Origin of the sequence: Gilliamella sp. W8145 (genome assembly GCF_016101145.1) — a bacterium.
Lineage (GTDB): Bacteria > Pseudomonadota > Gammaproteobacteria > Enterobacterales > Orbaceae > Gilliamella > Gilliamella apis_A.
Genome location: NZ_JACFRC010000004.1, coordinates 63,636 through 81,226, shown reverse-complemented (window position 1 = coordinate 81,226; position 17,591 = coordinate 63,636). Strand labels below are relative to the sequence as shown.

16 protein-coding genes are annotated in these 17,591 nt (G+C 35.7%); 13 read left to right on the top strand and 3 right to left on the bottom strand.

The window, feature by feature from the left end; translation table 11 throughout:
* Positions 1-2 precede the first annotated feature (2 nt).
* A complete protein-coding gene (nth, locus tag H3T80_RS10560; RefSeq protein ID WP_198201659.1) occupies positions 3-641 on the bottom strand; it encodes an endonuclease III in 639 nt (212 codons plus the stop codon).
* Positions 642-903: 262 nt separating this feature from the next.
* Between nth and putP the strand changes: the two genes are divergently transcribed.
* The 11 genes from putP to adk all read left to right on the top strand — a co-directional run bounded on the left by putP (position 904) and on the right by adk (position 11,977).
* Complete coding sequence (putP, locus tag H3T80_RS10555; RefSeq protein ID WP_086321202.1) at positions 904-2,397, top strand: sodium/proline symporter PutP; 1,494 nt, start codon at positions 904-906, stop codon at positions 2,395-2,397.
* 50 nt (positions 2,398-2,447) lie between these two features.
* Entirely contained in the window at positions 2,448-3,719 is a 1,272-nt protein-coding gene (tyrS, locus tag H3T80_RS10550; protein WP_232350179.1) for a tyrosine--tRNA ligase, read from the top strand.
* A gap of 4 nt (positions 3,720-3,723) precedes the next feature.
* Entirely contained in the window at positions 3,724-4,590 is an 867-nt protein-coding gene (gene pdxY / locus H3T80_RS10545; protein WP_198201658.1) for a pyridoxal kinase PdxY, read from the top strand.
* 58 nt (positions 4,591-4,648) lie between these two features.
* Positions 4,649-5,089 carry a RodZ family helix-turn-helix domain-containing protein gene (locus H3T80_RS10540; protein ID WP_181414609.1) on the top strand — a complete coding sequence of 147 codons (441 nt, stop codon included), beginning with the start codon at positions 4,649-4,651 and terminating at the stop codon, positions 5,087-5,089.
* A gap of 86 nt (positions 5,090-5,175) precedes the next feature.
* Positions 5,176-6,285, top strand: coding sequence for a flavodoxin-dependent (E)-4-hydroxy-3-methylbut-2-enyl-diphosphate synthase (ispG, locus tag H3T80_RS10535; protein WP_198201657.1), 1,110 nt, complete (start codon positions 5,176-5,178; stop codon positions 6,283-6,285).
* 24 nt (positions 6,286-6,309) lie between these two features.
* Positions 6,310-7,587, top strand: a complete 1,278-nt coding sequence (gene hisS / locus H3T80_RS10530; RefSeq protein ID WP_110446997.1) for a histidine--tRNA ligase — start codon at positions 6,310-6,312, stop codon at positions 7,585-7,587.
* Positions 7,588-7,610: 23 nt separating this feature from the next.
* Entirely contained in the window at positions 7,611-8,345 is a 735-nt protein-coding gene (locus H3T80_RS10525) for a tetratricopeptide repeat protein (protein WP_198201656.1), read from the top strand.
* Positions 8,346-8,371: 26 nt separating this feature from the next.
* Positions 8,372-9,544, top strand: a complete 1,173-nt coding sequence (gene bamB, locus H3T80_RS10520) for an outer membrane protein assembly factor BamB (protein WP_198201655.1) — start codon at positions 8,372-8,374, stop codon at positions 9,542-9,544.
* Between the two features lie 18 nt (positions 9,545-9,562).
* The gene (gene der / locus H3T80_RS10515; RefSeq protein WP_198201654.1) at positions 9,563-11,038 is read left to right on the top strand and encodes a ribosome biogenesis GTPase Der; all 1,476 of its coding nucleotides are present in this window, start codon (positions 9,563-9,565) and stop codon (positions 11,036-11,038) included.
* Positions 11,039-11,041: 3 nt separating this feature from the next.
* Positions 11,042-11,293: a zinc-ribbon domain-containing protein gene (locus H3T80_RS10510; RefSeq protein ID WP_198201653.1), complete on the top strand. Its 252-nt coding sequence runs from the start codon at positions 11,042-11,044 to the stop codon at positions 11,291-11,293.
* 39 nt (positions 11,294-11,332) lie between these two features.
* Positions 11,333-11,977: an adenylate kinase gene (gene adk / locus H3T80_RS10505; RefSeq protein WP_198201652.1), complete on the top strand. Its 645-nt coding sequence runs from the start codon at positions 11,333-11,335 to the stop codon at positions 11,975-11,977.
* Positions 11,978-12,030: 53 nt separating this feature from the next.
* Here the strand turns inward: adk and H3T80_RS10500 are convergent, their stop codons facing one another.
* Positions 12,031-13,308, bottom strand: a complete 1,278-nt coding sequence (locus H3T80_RS10500) for a bifunctional O-acetylhomoserine aminocarboxypropyltransferase/cysteine synthase (RefSeq protein ID WP_198201651.1) — start codon at positions 13,306-13,308, stop codon at positions 12,031-12,033.
* 78 nt (positions 13,309-13,386) lie between these two features.
* Positions 13,387-13,653: a DUF493 family protein YbeD gene (gene ybeD, locus H3T80_RS10495; protein ID WP_065577848.1), complete on the bottom strand. Its 267-nt coding sequence runs from the start codon at positions 13,651-13,653 to the stop codon at positions 13,387-13,389.
* 188 nt (positions 13,654-13,841) lie between these two features.
* On the opposite strand from ybeD, the gene gss reads away from it, so the two are divergent.
* Positions 13,842-15,734 (top strand): bifunctional glutathionylspermidine amidase/synthase, encoded by a 1,893-nt coding sequence (gss, locus tag H3T80_RS10490; protein WP_198201650.1) that lies wholly within the window; start codon positions 13,842-13,844, stop codon positions 15,732-15,734.
* Between the two features lie 241 nt (positions 15,735-15,975).
* Positions 15,976-17,589 carry an SrfA family protein gene (locus tag H3T80_RS10485; protein ID WP_198201649.1) on the top strand — a complete coding sequence of 538 codons (1,614 nt, stop codon included), beginning with the start codon at positions 15,976-15,978 and terminating at the stop codon, positions 17,587-17,589.
* The last annotated feature ends 2 nt before the right edge of the window (positions 17,590-17,591 follow it).

Here is a 17,591-nt window from a genome sequence, read left to right as displayed (position 1 = left end):
TTTTACTCTGGATAAATTTTTTCTTTATATTCACACAAATCTTCAATAACGCAAGATCCGCAGCGCGGCTTCCTAGCTATACAGGTATATCGACCATGTAATATTAACCAATGATGACAATTTATTTTATAATCATCTGGAACCACTTTAAGTAGTTTTTCTTCGACAGCTTCAACTGTTTTGCCTGGTGCAAATCCTGTTCGATTACTTACTCTAAATATATGGGTATCTACAGCAATAGTTGGCCAGCCAAATGCGGTATTTAAAACTACGTTAGCTGTTTTTCTTCCTACGCCAGGTAGCGCAATTAATGAGTCAAAATTTTCTGGTACTTCACCTTGGTATTTATCTACGAGAATCTGACAGGTTTTAATAATATTTTCTGCTTTGCTATTATATAAACCAATTGTCCGAATATAGTCTTTTAATTTATTGACTCCTAGTGCCAGAATTTGCTCTGCGGTATTTGCGATAGCAAATAATGGTTTAGTTGCTTTATTCACACTAACATCGGTGGCTTGAGCGGATAGTACAACAGCTATAAGTAACTCGAATGGTGTTTTATATACCAATTCAGTTGTAGGATCTTTAATATGCTCTTTTAATCTTTCTAAAATTTCAATTCGAGTTGATTGTTTCACAATATTTTATAAATAAAAAAAGTTAATTAATATTATATACATTATATGATATTTAACCTTAGGATATATTGAGTTTTTATATAGGTTGAAACTATTAACAATGTATCTATTTAAAAAATTGAAGATATTTTTATTTTATGGATTGAATTGTAATACTAGCTTTTATAGCTAAGATAGATATAGCAAAATCGCCTGCTTTTTAGCAGGGGCTTTTTATGATAAGCTAGCCAACTATTTTTAATTTCATCGATCAAGGTTTATTATAAAAATGTCATTACCAATGATTGTCACCTTTGCTGTTTACATATTAGGAATGATTGCGATTGGTTTCTTTGCATTTCGTGCAACACGAAACTTTGGTGATTATATATTAGGTGGACGTCGCATAGGCAGTGTAGTTACTGCACTTTCTGCTGGTGCTTCAGATATGAGTGGTTGGTTATTAATGGGACTACCGGGTGCAGTATTCTTATTTGGTATCTCGCAAAGCTGGATTGCTATAGGATTAATAATTGGCGCTTATCTAAATTGGTTGCTAATTGCCGGTAGATTAAGAGTATTCACAGAGATAAACCATAATTCATTAACTTTACCTGACTATTTTGCTCGACGATTTGATGACAATAGTTCGCTATTAAGAATTATTTCAGCTGTAATAATTTTAATCTTTTTTACCATTTATTGTGCTTCAGGTGTAGTTGCTGGCGCTAAATTATTTGAAAGTACATTTGGGCTTAGTTATGGCTGGGCAATGCTAGCAGGTGCTGGCGCGACAATTGCTTATACTTTTATTGGTGGTTTTTTAGCGGTAAGTTGGACCGATACAATTCAAGCTAGTTTAATGATGTTTGCTCTAATCTTAACGCCAATTATGGTAATGATTAATGCAGGTGGTTTCACTGATGCAATGGCTAACATTCAATCATTAAATCCTGATTATACAAATATCTTTGCTCATATGGATTTGATTGCCATTATTTCATTATTAGGTTGGGGACTTGGTTATTTTGGTCAACCACATATTTTAGCTAGATTTATGGCTGCTGATTCTCATGAAGTAATGAAAAATGCTCGTCGAATTAGTATGACATGGATGATTTTATGTTTAGCTGGCGCAATTACAGTTGGTTTCTTTGGTATTGCTTTCTTTGCCAATAATCCTAACTTAGCTTATCTAATTGATAATGGGAAACATGAACGTATTTTTATCGAATTATCTAAATTACTATTTAACCCATGGGTTGCTGGTATTTTGCTTGCGGCTATTCTAGCCGCAGTAATGAGCACCTTAAGTTGTCAATTATTGGTTTGTTCAAGTGCATTAACAGAAGATTTTTATCGTGCTTTTATCCGACCTAAGGCTAAGCAACGAGAATTAGTTTGGGTTGGCCGTGTAATGGTGCTATTAGTTTCTGTTATTGCTATTTTATTAGCGATCAATCCTAATAACAGTGTGCTTGATTTAGTTAGCCATGCTTGGGCTGGTTTTGGTGCTGCGTTCGGTCCGATTGTTGTATTCTCGGTGTTTTGGGCTCGAATGACTCGCAATGGTGCATTAGCAGGAATGATAACTGGTGCAATCACCGTCTTGCTTTGGATTAATTTTAATTGGCTTAATTTATATTCACTAATTCCTGGCTTTTTATTTGCGTCAATAGCAATCATTATTTTTAGCTTATTAGATAAAAAACCGAACGAAATAGTTGAAGACCATTTCAAACAAGCGTATAAAAAATACCACAATAAAACAGTATAGAATTTAATTAAGTAGAATATAAACGTAACAAATTTAATAGGTAAAATATCATGACAAAAAATGTGATCAAACAACTGCAAGAGCGTGGACTGATTGCTCAACTTACTGATGAAAAAGCGTTAATGGAACTGATTGAGCAAAATCCTATTGCACTATATTGTGGTTTTGATCCAACCGCTGATAGTTTGCATCTTGGTCATTTAGTTCCATTGCTTTGTTTGAAACGTTTTCAATTGGCTGGTCATAAACCAATAGCTTTAGTTGGAGGTGCGACAGGATTAATTGGCGATCCAAGTTTTAAAGCTGTTGAACGTAAACTCAATACTGAAGATACGGTAATTGAATGGAGTGAAAAGATTAAACAACAAGTATCGCCATTTTTAGATTTTGAATGTGGTGATAACGCCGCTATTGTTGCTAACAACTATGATTGGTTTGGTGGCATGAATGTTTTATCTTTTTTACGAGATATTGGAAAATATTTTTCTGTTAATGCAATGATTAACAAAGAATCCGTTAAACAACGTATTGACCGTGATGAATCAGGTATATCTTTTACTGAATTTTCTTATAGTTTGTTACAGTCTTATGACTTTGCAAGTCTTAATAAAGCTCATAATGTTGTATTACAAATTGGTGGTTCTGATCAATGGGGTAATATTACTGCTGGTATCGATTTAACGCGTCGTTTACACCAGAAGCAAGTATATGGTTTAACTGTACCATTAATTACTAAATCTGATGGAACTAAATTTGGTAAAACTGAAAGTGGTGCAGTATGGTTAGATCCGAAAAAAACCAGTCCATATAAATTTTATCAATTTTGGATTAACACTGCTGATGCTGATGTTTATCGATTCCTTAAATTCTTTACCTTCATGTCATTGGAAGACATTGATGCCTTGGAAGAAGAAGATAAAAACAGTGGCGTTGCACCGAGAGCTCAGTATGTCCTTGCCGAACAGGTGACGCGATTAGTTCATGGTGAAGAAGGACTAACGGCTGCAAAACGTATTACTGAAAGTCTATTTTCTGGTAAATTAACTGATTTATCTGAAGCTGATTTTGAACAATTAGCTCAAGATGGCATGCCTACAGCCAGCATTGAAGGTGATGTAGATCTACAACAAGCTATTGTTAATGCTGAGTTTGCACCATCAAGAGGGCAAGCAAGAACAATGATTGATTCCAATGCTATTTCTGTTAATGGTGAACGTAACTCAACAACAGATTATCGTTTTTCTGATAGTGATAAGTTATTTAATCGTTACACATTACTGCGTCGAGGTAAAAAATACTATTGCTTACTTATTTGGAGATGATTTCATGAAAAATATTTTATCGATTCAGTCTCATGTTGTATTTGGTCATGCAGGTAATAGTGCTGCTGTATTTCCAATGCGTCGTTTAGGTGTGAATGTTTGGCCATTAAATACGGTACAATTTTCAAACCATACCCAATATCGGCAATGGACTGGAACGGTAATGCCAGCATCTCATTTAACCGATATCGCTGATGGAATTAATGCTATTGGCGAATTACAACGATGTAATGCCGTATTAAGTGGCTATATGGGGTCACCAGAACAAGGTAATGCAATTATTGAAATTGTGAAAAAAGTAAAAGCTGAGAATCCTGAAGCAATTTATCTTTGTGATCCTGTAATGGGGCATCCCGAAAAAGGATGCTTTGTCGCTCCTGGTGTAGCAGAATTTTTATGTAATACAGCCTTGCCCATATCTGATATGATGGCACCAAATATTTTAGAATTAGAAGAACTTAACGGTAAACAGCCGATTAATAATGTCAATCAAGCAATCTCAGCATGCCGTTCAATTTGTGAAAAAGGGCCTAAAGTCATTTTAGTTAAACATTTAAGTCGAGCTGGCTATCAACAAGATCGTTTTGAAATGTTGTTAGTAACAGAAAATGAAGCTTGGCATATTGATCGCCCGTTAGTTGATTTTGGCGTCAAACAACCAGTTGGTGTTGGTGATATGACTAGTGGGCTGTTTTTAGCAAATATCATGCTTGGTAAATCCATTGTTGAAGCATTTGAGCATACTACATCGGCGGTTTATGCGGTTATGCTTGAAACATTAAGACAAAATGAATATGAATTGCAATTAGTTGCCGCACAAAATGAAATAGAAACCCCTAAACAGTGGTTTAATGCGAAAAAAATTGATTAATTGCGAAAATATGTAAAAATAACAAAAAATTGCGGATAGTAAGACAATGAGGGGGGGTATGGAAGAAAATATTTCATTGGGTAAGATTCTTTCCGATTTAAGAAGTAATATGGGTTTATCGCAAAAAGATATTGCTGAACAAATTCATGTTAGAACAGCTGTCATTTCTGAAATTGAAAATGATCAGCTACTTCATGCCCCTTTTGTTTTTGTTAAAGGTTATATTCGTTCGTATGCCAATATTGTTGGTTTATCAGCTGATGAATATCAACCTTATCTCGAAATTTTAGCTGAACAATATTTAGTAAAAGAAACTAAAAAACCTAAACCAATATATAGTAAAACAAATCGTAGTAAGAAACCGTTCTTTTTTGGTTTGTTTGCTTTAATTTGTGCATTAGGTGGTGGCTTATACTATGTCAATTCTCAAAATAAAAGTAACTTTATTGAAGTTAGTCATTATATTTCTCCACAGCCTTCAGATCGCGTTAACAGTTAGCAAATTTTCTCATTCACATACAGACATTTGTCTTAAATCTTGTTAAGATTGCGTCCTAGTTATTTTGTAATATGATTAGGCATCTTATGAGTCATCAAGAGTCACCAATTATTAGGCGAGAATCAACCCGAATTTATGTTGGTAATGTGCCAATCGGTGGTGGTGCGCCGATTGCTGTGCAATCGATGACAAATACTCGAACAACAGATGTGGAAAAAACAGTAGCTCAAATTCAAGCCCTTGAGCGTGTAGGGGCTGATATTGTCCGAGTTTCTATTCCAACTATGGATGCTGCTGAGGCGTTTAAAATAATTAAGCAACAAGCAAAAGTCCCCCTTATTGCTGATATTCATTTTGATTATCGCATTGCTTTAAAGGTTGCTGAATATGGAGTGAATTGTTTACGGATTAATCCTGGTAATATTGGTAATGAATCACGGATTCGCTCGGTTGTTGATTGTGCCAAGGATAAAAATATTCCTATCCGAATCGGCGTAAACTCTGGTTCGCTAGAAAAAGATATCCAAGAAAAATATGGCGAGCCGACACCAGAGGCTATAGTCGAATCAGCTATGCGACATGTCGATATACTTGATAGGCTAGGTTTTGACCAATTTAAGGTAAGTGTAAAAGCGTCAGACGTTTTTACTGCGGTTGATTCATACCGATTATTAGCAAAACAAATTAAGCAACCTTTACATTTAGGTATAACCGAAGCTGGTGGAGTGCGTAGTGGAGCGGTAAAATCAGCGATTGGGCTTGGCTTATTATTATCGGAAGGGATTGGTGATACATTAAGAGTTTCACTAGCAGCTGATCCAACGGAAGAAGTTAAAGTTGGATTTGATATTTTAAAATCGTTACGCATTCGAGCAAGAGGTATTAATTTTATTGCTTGCCCAACCTGTTCAAGGCAAGAGTTTGATGTAATTAGTACCGTTAATACATTAGAACAGCGATTAGAAGATATAATAACACCAATGGATGTATCAATTATTGGTTGTGTTGTAAATGGACCTGGTGAGGCTTTAGCTTCTACAATGGGTGTTGCTGGTGGTCACAACAAAAGCGGTTTTTATGAAGATGGTGTGCGCATAGGGCGTATTGATAATGAACAAATGATAGATGAGTTGGAAGCTAAAATTCGTGCTAAGGCATCAATTTTAAAAAATAGAATTGCAACAACTGAACTATAACCTTATTAGATAGCGAATAAACAAATGGCAGAGAAAAAAATCCAATCAATACGGGGAATGAATGATTTACTCCCTAATGATAGTGCTACATGGCAACAAATTGAAAAAATTGTTAAAGGTGTACTAAATAGTTATGGTTATAATGAAATTAGAACACCAATCGTTGAAGATACTGCACTATTTAAACGTGCAGTTGGTGAAGTTACCGATATTGTTGAAAAAGAGATGTATACTTTTAATGACCGTAATGATGAAAGTATTACTCTTCGCCCTGAAATTACAGCTGGTTGTGTCCGTGCAGGTATTGAACACGGTCTATTTTACAACCAAGAACAACGACTATGGTATTTAGGGCCGGCATTTCGTTATGAAAAACCGCAAAAAGGGCGTTATCGTCAATTTCATCAATTTGGTGTTGAAGTTTTTGGCCTTGAAGGGCCTAATATTGATGCCGAGCTTATCTTATTAACTGCACGTTTTTGGAAAGCACTTGGTATTGAAGAGCATACGACACTTGAACTTAATTCTATCGGTTCAGTTGAAGCAAGAGCAAATTACCGTAATGCTTTAGTCAGTTTTCTTGAGCAACATAAAGATAAATTAGATGAAGACTGTTTACGTAGAATGTATACTAACCCATTACGGGTGTTAGATTCGAAAAATCCTGTTATTCAAGAATTACTTAATCAAGCACCGAAATTATTTGATTATTTAGATAAAGAATCTAAACTTCATTTTGATGGCTTGTGTCAATTATTAGATAGCGCAGGAATAAAATATAATATTAACCAAAGATTGGTGCGTGGTTTAGATTATTATAACCGTACTGTTTTTGAGTGGGTAACAAGTAGTTTAGGCGCTCAAGGTACAGTTTGTGGCGGAGGTCGTTATGACGGTCTAGTTAGCCAACTTGGTGGACAACCAACACCAGCCGTTGGTTTTGCTATGGGGGTAGAACGTTTAGTATTATTAGTGCAGGCGGTTAATCCTTCATTAAATCGAGATAGTTCAATTGATATTTATATGATATCTTCGGGTGATGAAAAAACGACAGCTGCAGCCCAAAAAATGGCAGAAGTACTCCGTGATGGGTTATCTGATAAGCGAATTGTGACTAATTATGGTAGTAGTAATTTTAAAAAACAATTTGCCAAAGCGGACAAATTAGGTGCTAAAATAGCTGTAATTATTGGTGAAAACGAAATTATTAATCAATCAGTTACAATTAAAAATTTACAAACAGGCGAACAAGTTGAAGTTGCAGAAAAAGAGATTGTTCAAACTTGTTTGGCGATATTGTAAATTAAAGGAAATAGGAGAAAAACGTGAGTTATCAGTTATCTGGCGAAGAACAATTTTCAGAGATAAAAGAATTTCTTGCTAAAAAGTGGAAAATTATTGTTGCGGTTATTGTAATTGGATTACTGGCTTTTTATGGCTGGCGTTATTGGCAATCTTACAAATTAGAAAAAGCGATAGAATCTTCAGATCGTTATGAACAATTAATTGCTAAATTAGATAACAACAATCCTGATTCAGTTAATGAATTAGTCTCTTTTGCTAAAGATAATAATACTATTTATAGTGTTTTTGCTAATTTTAGAGCAGCAAAATTTTATGTTGAACAATTAAAAGATTATGCTGGAGCAGAAAAATTACTTACAGATACGTTAAGTAAAACTGATTCAGATGTTATTAAATCAATAAGTTATATTCGTATTGCAAAAATACAATATCAACTTGAACATTATCAAGAAAGTTTGGCTACTTTAAATAAAGTAACCGAAAAAAGTTGGGCGCCAGTAGTTAATGATATTCGTGGCGATATATCGGTGAAAATGAATAATTATGATGAAGCAGTGGCTGCTTACAATGTTGCATTAAGTTCATCACCGACTCAAGCATTAGAGCAAAATATCAAAATGAAGTTAAATCAAGCTCAATATCTTAAAGATAAACAACAAGCTGAAAAAGCTAAACAAGAAGAAGCTGCCGTCAAGGAAAAAGCTAAGCAAGAAGCTGAAGCCAAAAAAAATGCAGCTCACGAAAATGAAGATTAATTTATCCTGATATAAGGATCTATACAATGAAGTTATCAAAATGTCTGTCTATGAGTGTTTTTATGTTATCACTTGCAGGGTGTTCATTGTTTGGTGGAGAAGAAGAAATTGTCCAGATTTCACCTTCACCAAAAGTGGATAACCAATTTCCAATTCAAGAAATATGGCGAAATAGCACAGCAGGCAATACAAATGTTTATTCATTATTGGGGCCGATTAATTACGATAATGCTATTTATGCTGCTAGCCGTAGTGGGCAAGTTAAAGCAATTGATTTATCAACTGGCCATACTATATGGGACAAAAATTTATCACAAAGTACATTATTTAGCAGTAAAACAGCGTTATTTTCTGGCGGTGTAAGCGCTGATGATAGATATGTTTATGTCGGTAGCGAACGTGCGGTTGTTTATGCATTAGACCGTAATGATGGTAATGTGGTTTGGGAAAAATCGGTACATGGTGAAGTACTTGCTCGTCCAGTTTCTTCTGATGATAAAGTCATAATCCATACCGCTAGTGGTAATTTACAAGCTTTGAATCGTAACACAGGTGAAGATGTATGGGATGTAGTGCTTGAAGTGCCAACACTTTCATTGAGAGGTAATTCTACACCAACTATTGCTCATGGTGCGGCTATACTTGGCGATGATACTGGTCATGTGAATGCTTACTATCTTAATGATGGACAACTTATTTGGCAGCAACGAATATCTCAACCAAGTGGATCGACTGAAATTGACAAATTGAATGATGTTGATTCAACCCCAGTTATTGAAGGTAATTTAGCTTATGCAATTGGCTATAATGGTAATGTTGTTGCACTTGACTTAAGTAATGGTCAAATTGTGTGGCGTAAAGAAATGGGATCTACACATAGCTTTGCGGTTGATTCACAGCAGTTATTCATTGTGGATCAAGATGACAATGTTCAAGCTGTGACTAAAAATGGTGGTGCAGTGAATTGGACTCAGACAGGTTTGTTACATCGTCAATTAACCGATCCGGTTATTTATCAAAATTACATTGTGGTTGGTGATTTCGAGGGTTATCTTTATTGGTTAAATAAAGATAATGGTGAGGTAGTTGCAAAAACACAAGTAAGTAGCAGTGGATTGATTTCGAAACCATTAGTTGTCGATAATAAAATTATTGTCCAAGCTAAAAATGGTGATATTTACGCATTTGCAAAAAATTAAGGTAATTAGAGAATAAATATGGTACCTGTTGTCGCACTAGTTGGTCGTCCGAATGTAGGAAAATCGACTCTATTTAATCGATTAACTCGAACTCGAGACGCCTTAGTGGCTGATTTTCCTGGATTAACTCGTGATCGTAAGTATGGCCGAGCTGAAATCAAAGGGCATGAATATATAGTCATTGATACTGGTGGTATTGATGGCACTGAAGATGGGGTTGAAAGCTTTATGGCGGAACAATCCTTACAAGCAATAGAAGAAGCGGATATTGTGCTCTTTCTTGTTGATGCGAGAGCCGGTGCTATGCCTGCAGATCATGCAATTGCTAAACATCTTCGATCTCGCCAAAAAGCAACGTTTTTAGTTGCTAATAAAATTGATGGTATTGATGCAGATAGTGCAATTTCTGACTTTTATAGTTTAGGATTAGGTGATATTCATCCGATTGCAGCGAGTCATGGTCGTGGTGTCAACGTACTAATCGAGACAGTTTTAGATCCTATTTTTCATTTTGAAAGTGACAAAATTGATACTTCAACAGCAGATCTTCAAAATGAGATGCTTGATGAATCTTATGAAGATTTTGAAGATGACGCAGATGATGCAGAATCGCTGATTAATCAGCCAATAAAAGTTGCTATTGTTGGTAGACCAAATGTTGGTAAGTCAACACTAACCAATCGGATTTTAGGTGAAGAAAGGGTTGTAGTTTATGATATGCCAGGTACAACTCGTGACAGTATTTATATACCAATGACACGAGATGATCGTGAATACATCATGATTGATACAGCTGGTGTTCGTAAGCGAGGTAAGGTAACGGAAACCGTTGAGAAATTTTCGGTTATTAAAACGTTACAAGCAATAGAAGATGCTAACGTCGTAATTTTGGTTATTGATGCCCGAGAAGGTATTTCTGATCAAGATTTGTCTTTGCTTGGTTTTATTATTAATAGTGGGCGCTCACTGGTTATTGCTGTTAATAAGTGGGATGGATTATCACAAGATATTAAAGAACAAGTGAAAACTACGTTAGATGATCGACTCGATTTTATCGATTTTGCTCGTTTACACTTTATCTCTGCGCTTCATGGTAGTGGCGTAGGAAACCTATTTGATTCAATTCAAGAAGCATATGATTGCGCTACACGCCGTGTTAATACCGCATTATTAACTAAAATAATGCAAATGGCACAAGATGACCATCAACCACCATTGGTCAGAGGACGTCGGGTTAAATTAAAATATGCCCATGCAGGAGGTTATAATCCTCCAATTGTGGTTATTCATGGTAATCAAGTTGAAGATTTACCTGATTCTTATAAACGTTATTTAATGAACTACTTTAGACGTTCATTAAAAATTATGGGGTCGCCAATACGAATTCAATTCAAAGAAGGCGCTAATCCATTCGAAGGTCGAAAAAATAGTTTGACTGCTTCGCAACAACGTAAACGTCGTCGTTTAATGAAACATGTACGAGGTCGTAAATAACTTATGACAGAAACAAAAATAATCGATGGTGGGCAAGAAGGTATTTGTCCTAAGTGTCATAATAGAATGAGTATTGTTTCGCCACAACATTATGATTGTCCTCATTGCCAACAGCATTATCAAGAACAGTATATTTGCCCAATTTGCCGACAAAATGTGCAAATGGTTAAAGGCTGTGGCGCTATTAACTATATTTGTCACACTGATGGCTTAATTTCCAGCAGTAAAGTGATATTTCATTATTTACCAGAATAAAAAATTGTATCTATATTTAAAGCCATAAGAGGTTATTTTATGCGAATTATTTTATTAGGCGCACCGGGAGCAGGAAAAGGAACTCAAGCACAATTTATTATGCAACAATACGGAATTCCGCAAATTTCAACTGGCGATATGTTGCGTGCAGCAGTAAAAGCAGCGAGTCCATTAGGTTTACAAGCAAAAGAGCTAATGGATAATGGTAAGCTTGTCACTGATGAGTTAGTTATCGCATTAGTCAAAGAGCGTATCGCGCAAAGCGATTGTAAGAATGGCTTTTTATTAGATGGTTTTCCTCGTACTGTGCCACAAGCAGATGCAATGAAAGAAGCGGGTATCAATGTTGATTATGTACTTGAGTTTGATGTACCAGATGAAGTGATTATTGATCGTATGAGTGGTCGTCGTATTCATGCAAGCTCAGGACGTGTATACCATGTTCGTCATAATCCACCAAAAGTTGAAAATATTGATGATGTAACTGGTGAACCATTAACTATTCGTAAAGATGATAGTGAAGAAATCGTCCGTAAACGTCTTGTTGAATATCATGATTTGACTAAACCATTAGTCAAATATTATCAACATGAAGCCAAAGAAGGCCGAACTCAATATTTCCGCATTGATGGGACACAAGCTGTTTCAGCTGTGACCAATGAATTGACTAAAATTTTAGGCTAATTGCTATTTAAGAGGGATGATAGACTTTTTCATCCCTCATCTTAACCAATCAATTATTTCGCTAACTTAAGCGCTTGTTCTAAATCAGCAATAATATCATCAATATGTTCAATACCAATTGAGAGGCGTATCATTTCTTGACTTACTCCAGCCTTTTGCAATTCCTCATCATTAAGTTGTCGATGGGTAGTTGATGCCGGATGACAAGCTAATGAACGGGTATCACCGATATTAACTAAACGGATAATCAATTTTAAAGCATCGATAAATTTGGCTCCAGCTTGTTTACCTCCTTTGATACCAAAGGATAAAATACCAGCAGGTAAACCATTGTCCATCTGTTTTACCGCTAAATGATGCTCAGGATGATTAGCCAGACCTGCATAATTGACCCATTCAACTTGAGGATGTGAAGCCAAATAATTGGCTACTTTAATCGTATTCTGGCAGTGTCGCTCAATGCGTAAAGAGAGTGTTTCAAGACCTTGTAGTAATAAAAAAGTATTAAATGGTGATAAAGCTGCTCCCATGTTACGCAGTGGTATTACTCGGCAACGAGCAATATAAGCTGCGTCTCCAAAGCTTTCAGTATATGAAACACCATGATAAGAAGGATCAGGTTGATTGAGCATTGGATACTTATCTGCATGATCTTTCCAAGGAAATTTACCTGAGTCAACAATCATTCCGCCTAAGCTATTACCATGCCCACCAATATATTTAGTTAATGAATGTACTACTATATCAGCTCCAAATTCAAATGGTCGGCAAAGCGCAGGGCTGGCAACTGTATTATCAACAATTAGCGGTATACCATGGCGATGGGCAATATCAGCCAGTACTGATAAATCAACAATATTACCTGCTGGATTACCGATACTTTCACAGTAAATGGCTTTAGTTTTGTCATCAATTTGCTTTTCAATCGCATTTAAGTCATTGTGTGGTGCAAATTTTGTTGTGATACCGAAATTAGGCAGGGTATGAGCCAATAAGTTATAGGTGCCACCATAGAGTTTGGAAACCGATACAATATTTTCACCAGCAAATGTAATGGCTTGTATAGCATAAGTAATTGCTGCCATTCCAGAAGCTACCGCTAATGCTCCTATACCGCCTTCTAGTGCGGCAATACGCGCTTCAAGTACAGCATTAGTTGGATTGGTTATCCGTGTATAGATGTTTCCAGCAACTTTTAAATCAAATAAATCGGCGCCATGTTGGGTATCATCGAATGCATAAGATGTGGTTTGATAGATCGGAACAGCGACGGCATGGGTTGTTGGTTCAGGGGTATAGCCTGCGTGTAAAGCAATCGTTTCTGGTTTCATGTTAGAGCCTCATATTTATAACTATTTTTCAATTATAAGGCTCTTATTTTGTGCAAAGAATTACTAAAAAGTAAAGGATTATAAAACCATTCTTACGATATCGATTTCACCTAATTCTTTGTATAGATTTTCTACCTGATCAATATGGGTTGCATTAATGGTAATGGATACTGAATGATAATTACCTTTACTACTTGGTTTGATCGACGGCGTATAATCCCCTGGTGCATGACGTTGAATCACGGATACAACTTTATCAACTAATTCTGGTTTTGCTTCACCCATTACTTTATAAGTGAAAGAACAAGGGAAATCTAATAATTCATTTAATTTTGTTTGTTGCATAATAGTCTTTTTCTCGTTTTATCAGTATAGCTATTAAATATATTGCATATATATAGTCAGTTTATTATTCTTCAAGTTCAGAATAATAAACATTACTTTTTAAAGCCTATAATTTGATCTATGATAGTCAAATTCTAACATAGCTTAGTAAAACCTACCTTACTATTATTTTAAAAGGCTAAAATAACATGTTATCCCAATCAGCTAACAAAGAACCTTTTGGTACATTACTTGGCTATGCGCCGGGTGGTGTTGCTATTTACTCTTCTGATTATGAAACATTGGATCCTGAACAATACCCTAATGATGCATCATTTCGAAGTTATTCAGGTCATGAGTATATGGGTTATAAGTGGCAATGTGTCGAATTTGCTAGAAGATTTTTATTTCTAAATTATGGGATAGTCTTTACCGATGTCGGTATGGCACATGAAATATTTTCATTAAGATTTCTTCGTCAAGTGATTAATGAAGCCATTTTACCATTGCAAGCATTTGCTAATGGTAGCAAAAAAATGCCAGAAGCGGGAGCATTGTTAATATGGGATGATGGCGGTATGTTCGATAGGACAGGCCATGTAGCGATTATTACTGAAGTTTTTGATAATAAAATTAGAATTGCCGAACAAAATGTTGTCCATACTCGGCTCCCCATTGGTCAACAATGGACTCGAGAATTAAAAATGACGGTATCCAATGATGGCTACTATTTACACGATACTTTCGATGATACCAAAATTTTAGGCTGGATGATTCAAACTGAGAATACTCTTCATAGCTTACCACAACCGAATGTTGCTAAGCATTTACTTGATATTCATAGTGTCCATATCGAAAATCATGGTCAATTTGATAAGAAATGGTTGAACGAAAGTGATACATTAGAAAGTGCCTATGTGTCAGCAACTGGACACGCCATCAGCCATGATGATCAGTATCATTATTTTTCTATTTCGGAAAGCGCTGAGCTGGAGCTTATTCGTGCAACAAACGAACTTCATTTGATGTATTTGCATGCTACCGATAAAGTTTTAAAAAATGATAATTTATTGTGTAATTTCAATATTCCTGAAATTCTTTGGCCACGGCTTAGATTATCATGGCAACAACGCCGTTATCAGATGATCACCGGACGGTTAGATTTTTGTATGGATGAAAGGGGCTTTAAAGTTTATGAATATAATGCTGATTCAGCCTCATGCCATACCGAAGCAGGGCAAATTTTGCAAAGTTGGGCAATACAAGCCGAATTAAATGCTGGTGTTAATCCTAGTGCGGGTTTACTTAATGCATTAGCCGACTGTTGGAAACATAGTGATGCAAAAGCGTTTGTACATATCATGCAAGATAATGATAGTGAAGAAAACTATCATGCATTATTTATGCAAAAAGCACTAACTCAAGCCGGATTTGAAAGCAAAATTTTACGCGGACTATCGGGACTCAGTTGGGATAAACGAGGACGATTAGTAGATGATGAGCAACGCCAGGTCACCTGTGTATGGAAGACTTGGGCATGGGAAACTGTACTTGAACAACTTCGCCAAGAAAGTGAAGCTCAAGTGGCTGGGTTACCAATTAGAACATGGCATCCGGAAAATTCGGTTAGATTAATAGATGTATTACTTAGACCTGAGGTATCGGTTTTTGAGCCTTTATGGACGGTGATTCCAAGTAATAAAGCTATTTTGCCAGTGCTATGGTCATTATTTCCTAACCACCGCTATTTACTTGAATCTTCATTTGAACTCAATGACAATTTAATTAAAAAAGGTTACGCAATTAAACCGATTGCTGGGCGTAGAGGTAGCGATATAGAGTTAGTTGGTTGTCATGAGCAAATATTGGATAAAACGGTTGGCCGATTTGCTAAACAAGAAAACATTTATCAAGAGCTATGGTGTTTACCTAAAGTTGATGATCGTTATTTACAAATTTGTACATTTACCGTTGGTGGCCATTATGGAGGTGCTTGTTTACGCTCTGATCACTCTTTAGTCATCAAGGGAGAAAGTGATATGCAGCCTTTGCGAGTATTAACTGATGAAGAATTTATTAAACAACTTTACAAAAAAAGTTGAGGAAAGGGGTTTTTTAAGCATAATTTGCCAAATTGATTATTCAATTTATCAATGACAGATGGTGAGTTTTGTTATTTAATTAAACATAGCTAATTAAGTTATCTTTATCTTATTAAAAATAACTAAAAATATTATATCTATTTGATTGACAATGACAATAACCTAGTTTTTTTGATAGAATTGATTTAATACAAATAATAATTATAAAAAATATAATTAAAATAAAGGAATATCAGGATATATGGCAAATACATTATTGCGCAGTGGCGATATTAAAGATTTTAAAATGCTCGGACATGACGGTAAAGCTGCTTATCTTGTCGCTTCGCAAATTCGTGAAATGTTTCGAGTTAAATTAGGTCGCCAATACTCTGATTGTTTAGCGATACCTCAACGTAATGATCAAGGTAATATTGTTGATTGGTACATTCCCTTCGACTCAGAACAACCTGATGGTCAATATGATATTATCCCGTGGACTTCAGCTAGTGAAGATGAACAAAAGTCTGCATTAGGCTTACTGAAAGAATTCGAAAGTAAAGTTATTGAGTTAGGCCAAAAATTAGCTAGTAATCCTAATCTAGAAGGCGATCAATTACTTTTTAGTCGATTGATTTACGATCCAAAACAAAACGAAAATAGTCTTGAACCGAATTTGATGGCGATACGTTTCCCTAGCAATCAATTTGTTTATATTGTTAATGGTAAACCTGTTATCACTTTTTGGGGATTTGTTAACCCTCAGACGCCACAAGCAACTTCACCTTTCTACTGTTTAGAAGCATTTCGAAAAGCTGCTCCAAAGGTTGCAGCCACTGCTCCAGTACAAGCCCCTGTTATTGTTAAAAAACCTTGGTGGAAGCGCTGGTGGATATGGTTGTTAGGATTATTACCTTTGTTATTACTACTATTATTAGCAATTTTTTGGTTAAAAGGTTGTAGCTGGAACCCAAGTATATCTATCGATCCCAAAATATCATTAGATGGTAAAGTTGATATTCCTGAGCCAACAGTTGTAAATGATAAAGAGGACAAACAAGAGAAAAAAGAGCCTGAGCCAGAAATCAAAGAGGTTAATAATAAACCTGTTACTATCGTTAATGGCGTAGTACCAAATGGAAAAGTTGCAGTAGATCCTAACGCACTACCTGTTAATGGTATTGCTACAGATCCAGCTGTAGTAGATAATTCGGCAGCTACCGCACCAGATCAAGGAATGGCTAATAATGTAAATCCAGATGGTGTTACAGATCAACCACAACCTACGTCTTCACCTGATGATAAAGGAAATAATGGAGAGCAAGGTGAACAGGGAAATCAGGTTGATAAAGATGATAAAGGCAGTAATACAAATCCATCTGATGATAAAAAAGATAATCAAAATGGACAAGTACCTCCAACACCTAATTTAGATAGTAAATCTGACGTAACGAATAGTAATTCTGATCAAGGTAATCAACCTAATGTAAATGCTAGCCAAGCAAATAATTTAGCCTTACCTGCTGACGTGTTAAAACAGGGATCAACGAATTTCTTAAATGGTCAATGGTCAGTTGGTGCTGGTATTCAAGATAAAGCAACAGGTAAGCCATTGCAGTTAAGTTATAATTTTAATCAAGGCAATGGTGAAGTAACGGTTACTCGCAGTGATGGTGTTAAATGTGTTGGTAACGTGGGTACTGGGATCCAGAATTCTAATTTAAATATTACTGGCAATTCTGAAGCCATTTGCAGTGATAATACTAAATATCAATTACCTAAAATTCAGTGTAAATCAGGTAAAGACAATCAAGCTGATTGTCAGGGAATTTATGATAACGGGACTTCGTTCCCAATTACGATGAAAAAACAATAGGA

Excerpts from the sequence above, each read along its gene's own strand:
- tyrS (WP_232350179.1), top strand. The coding sequence starts at position 2,448 with ATGACAAAAAATGTGATCAAACAACTGCAAGAGCGTGGACTGATTGCT.
- H3T80_RS10510 (WP_198201653.1), top strand. The coding sequence starts at position 11,042 with ATGACAGAAACAAAAATAATCGATGGTGGGCAAGAAGGTATTTGTCCT.
- hisS (WP_110446997.1), top strand. The coding sequence starts at position 6,310 with ATGGCAGAGAAAAAAATCCAATCAATACGGGGAATGAATGATTTACTC.
- ybeD (WP_065577848.1), bottom strand. The coding sequence starts at position 13,653 with ATGCAACAAACAAAATTAAATGAATTATTAGATTTCCCTTGTTCTTTC.
- adk (WP_198201652.1), top strand. The coding sequence starts at position 11,333 with ATGCGAATTATTTTATTAGGCGCACCGGGAGCAGGAAAAGGAACTCAA.
- bamB (WP_198201655.1), top strand. The coding sequence starts at position 8,372 with ATGAAGTTATCAAAATGTCTGTCTATGAGTGTTTTTATGTTATCACTT.
- H3T80_RS10500 (WP_198201651.1), bottom strand. The coding sequence starts at position 13,308 with ATGAAACCAGAAACGATTGCTTTACACGCAGGCTATACCCCTGAACCA.
- pdxY (WP_198201658.1), top strand. The coding sequence starts at position 3,724 with ATGAAAAATATTTTATCGATTCAGTCTCATGTTGTATTTGGTCATGCA.
- H3T80_RS10485 (WP_198201649.1), top strand. The coding sequence starts at position 15,976 with ATGGCAAATACATTATTGCGCAGTGGCGATATTAAAGATTTTAAAATG.
- ispG (WP_198201657.1), top strand. The coding sequence starts at position 5,176 with ATGAGTCATCAAGAGTCACCAATTATTAGGCGAGAATCAACCCGAATT.
- H3T80_RS10540 (WP_181414609.1), top strand. The coding sequence starts at position 4,649 with ATGGAAGAAAATATTTCATTGGGTAAGATTCTTTCCGATTTAAGAAGT.
- der (WP_198201654.1), top strand. The coding sequence starts at position 9,563 with ATGGTACCTGTTGTCGCACTAGTTGGTCGTCCGAATGTAGGAAAATCG.
- gss (WP_198201650.1), top strand. The coding sequence starts at position 13,842 with ATGTTATCCCAATCAGCTAACAAAGAACCTTTTGGTACATTACTTGGC.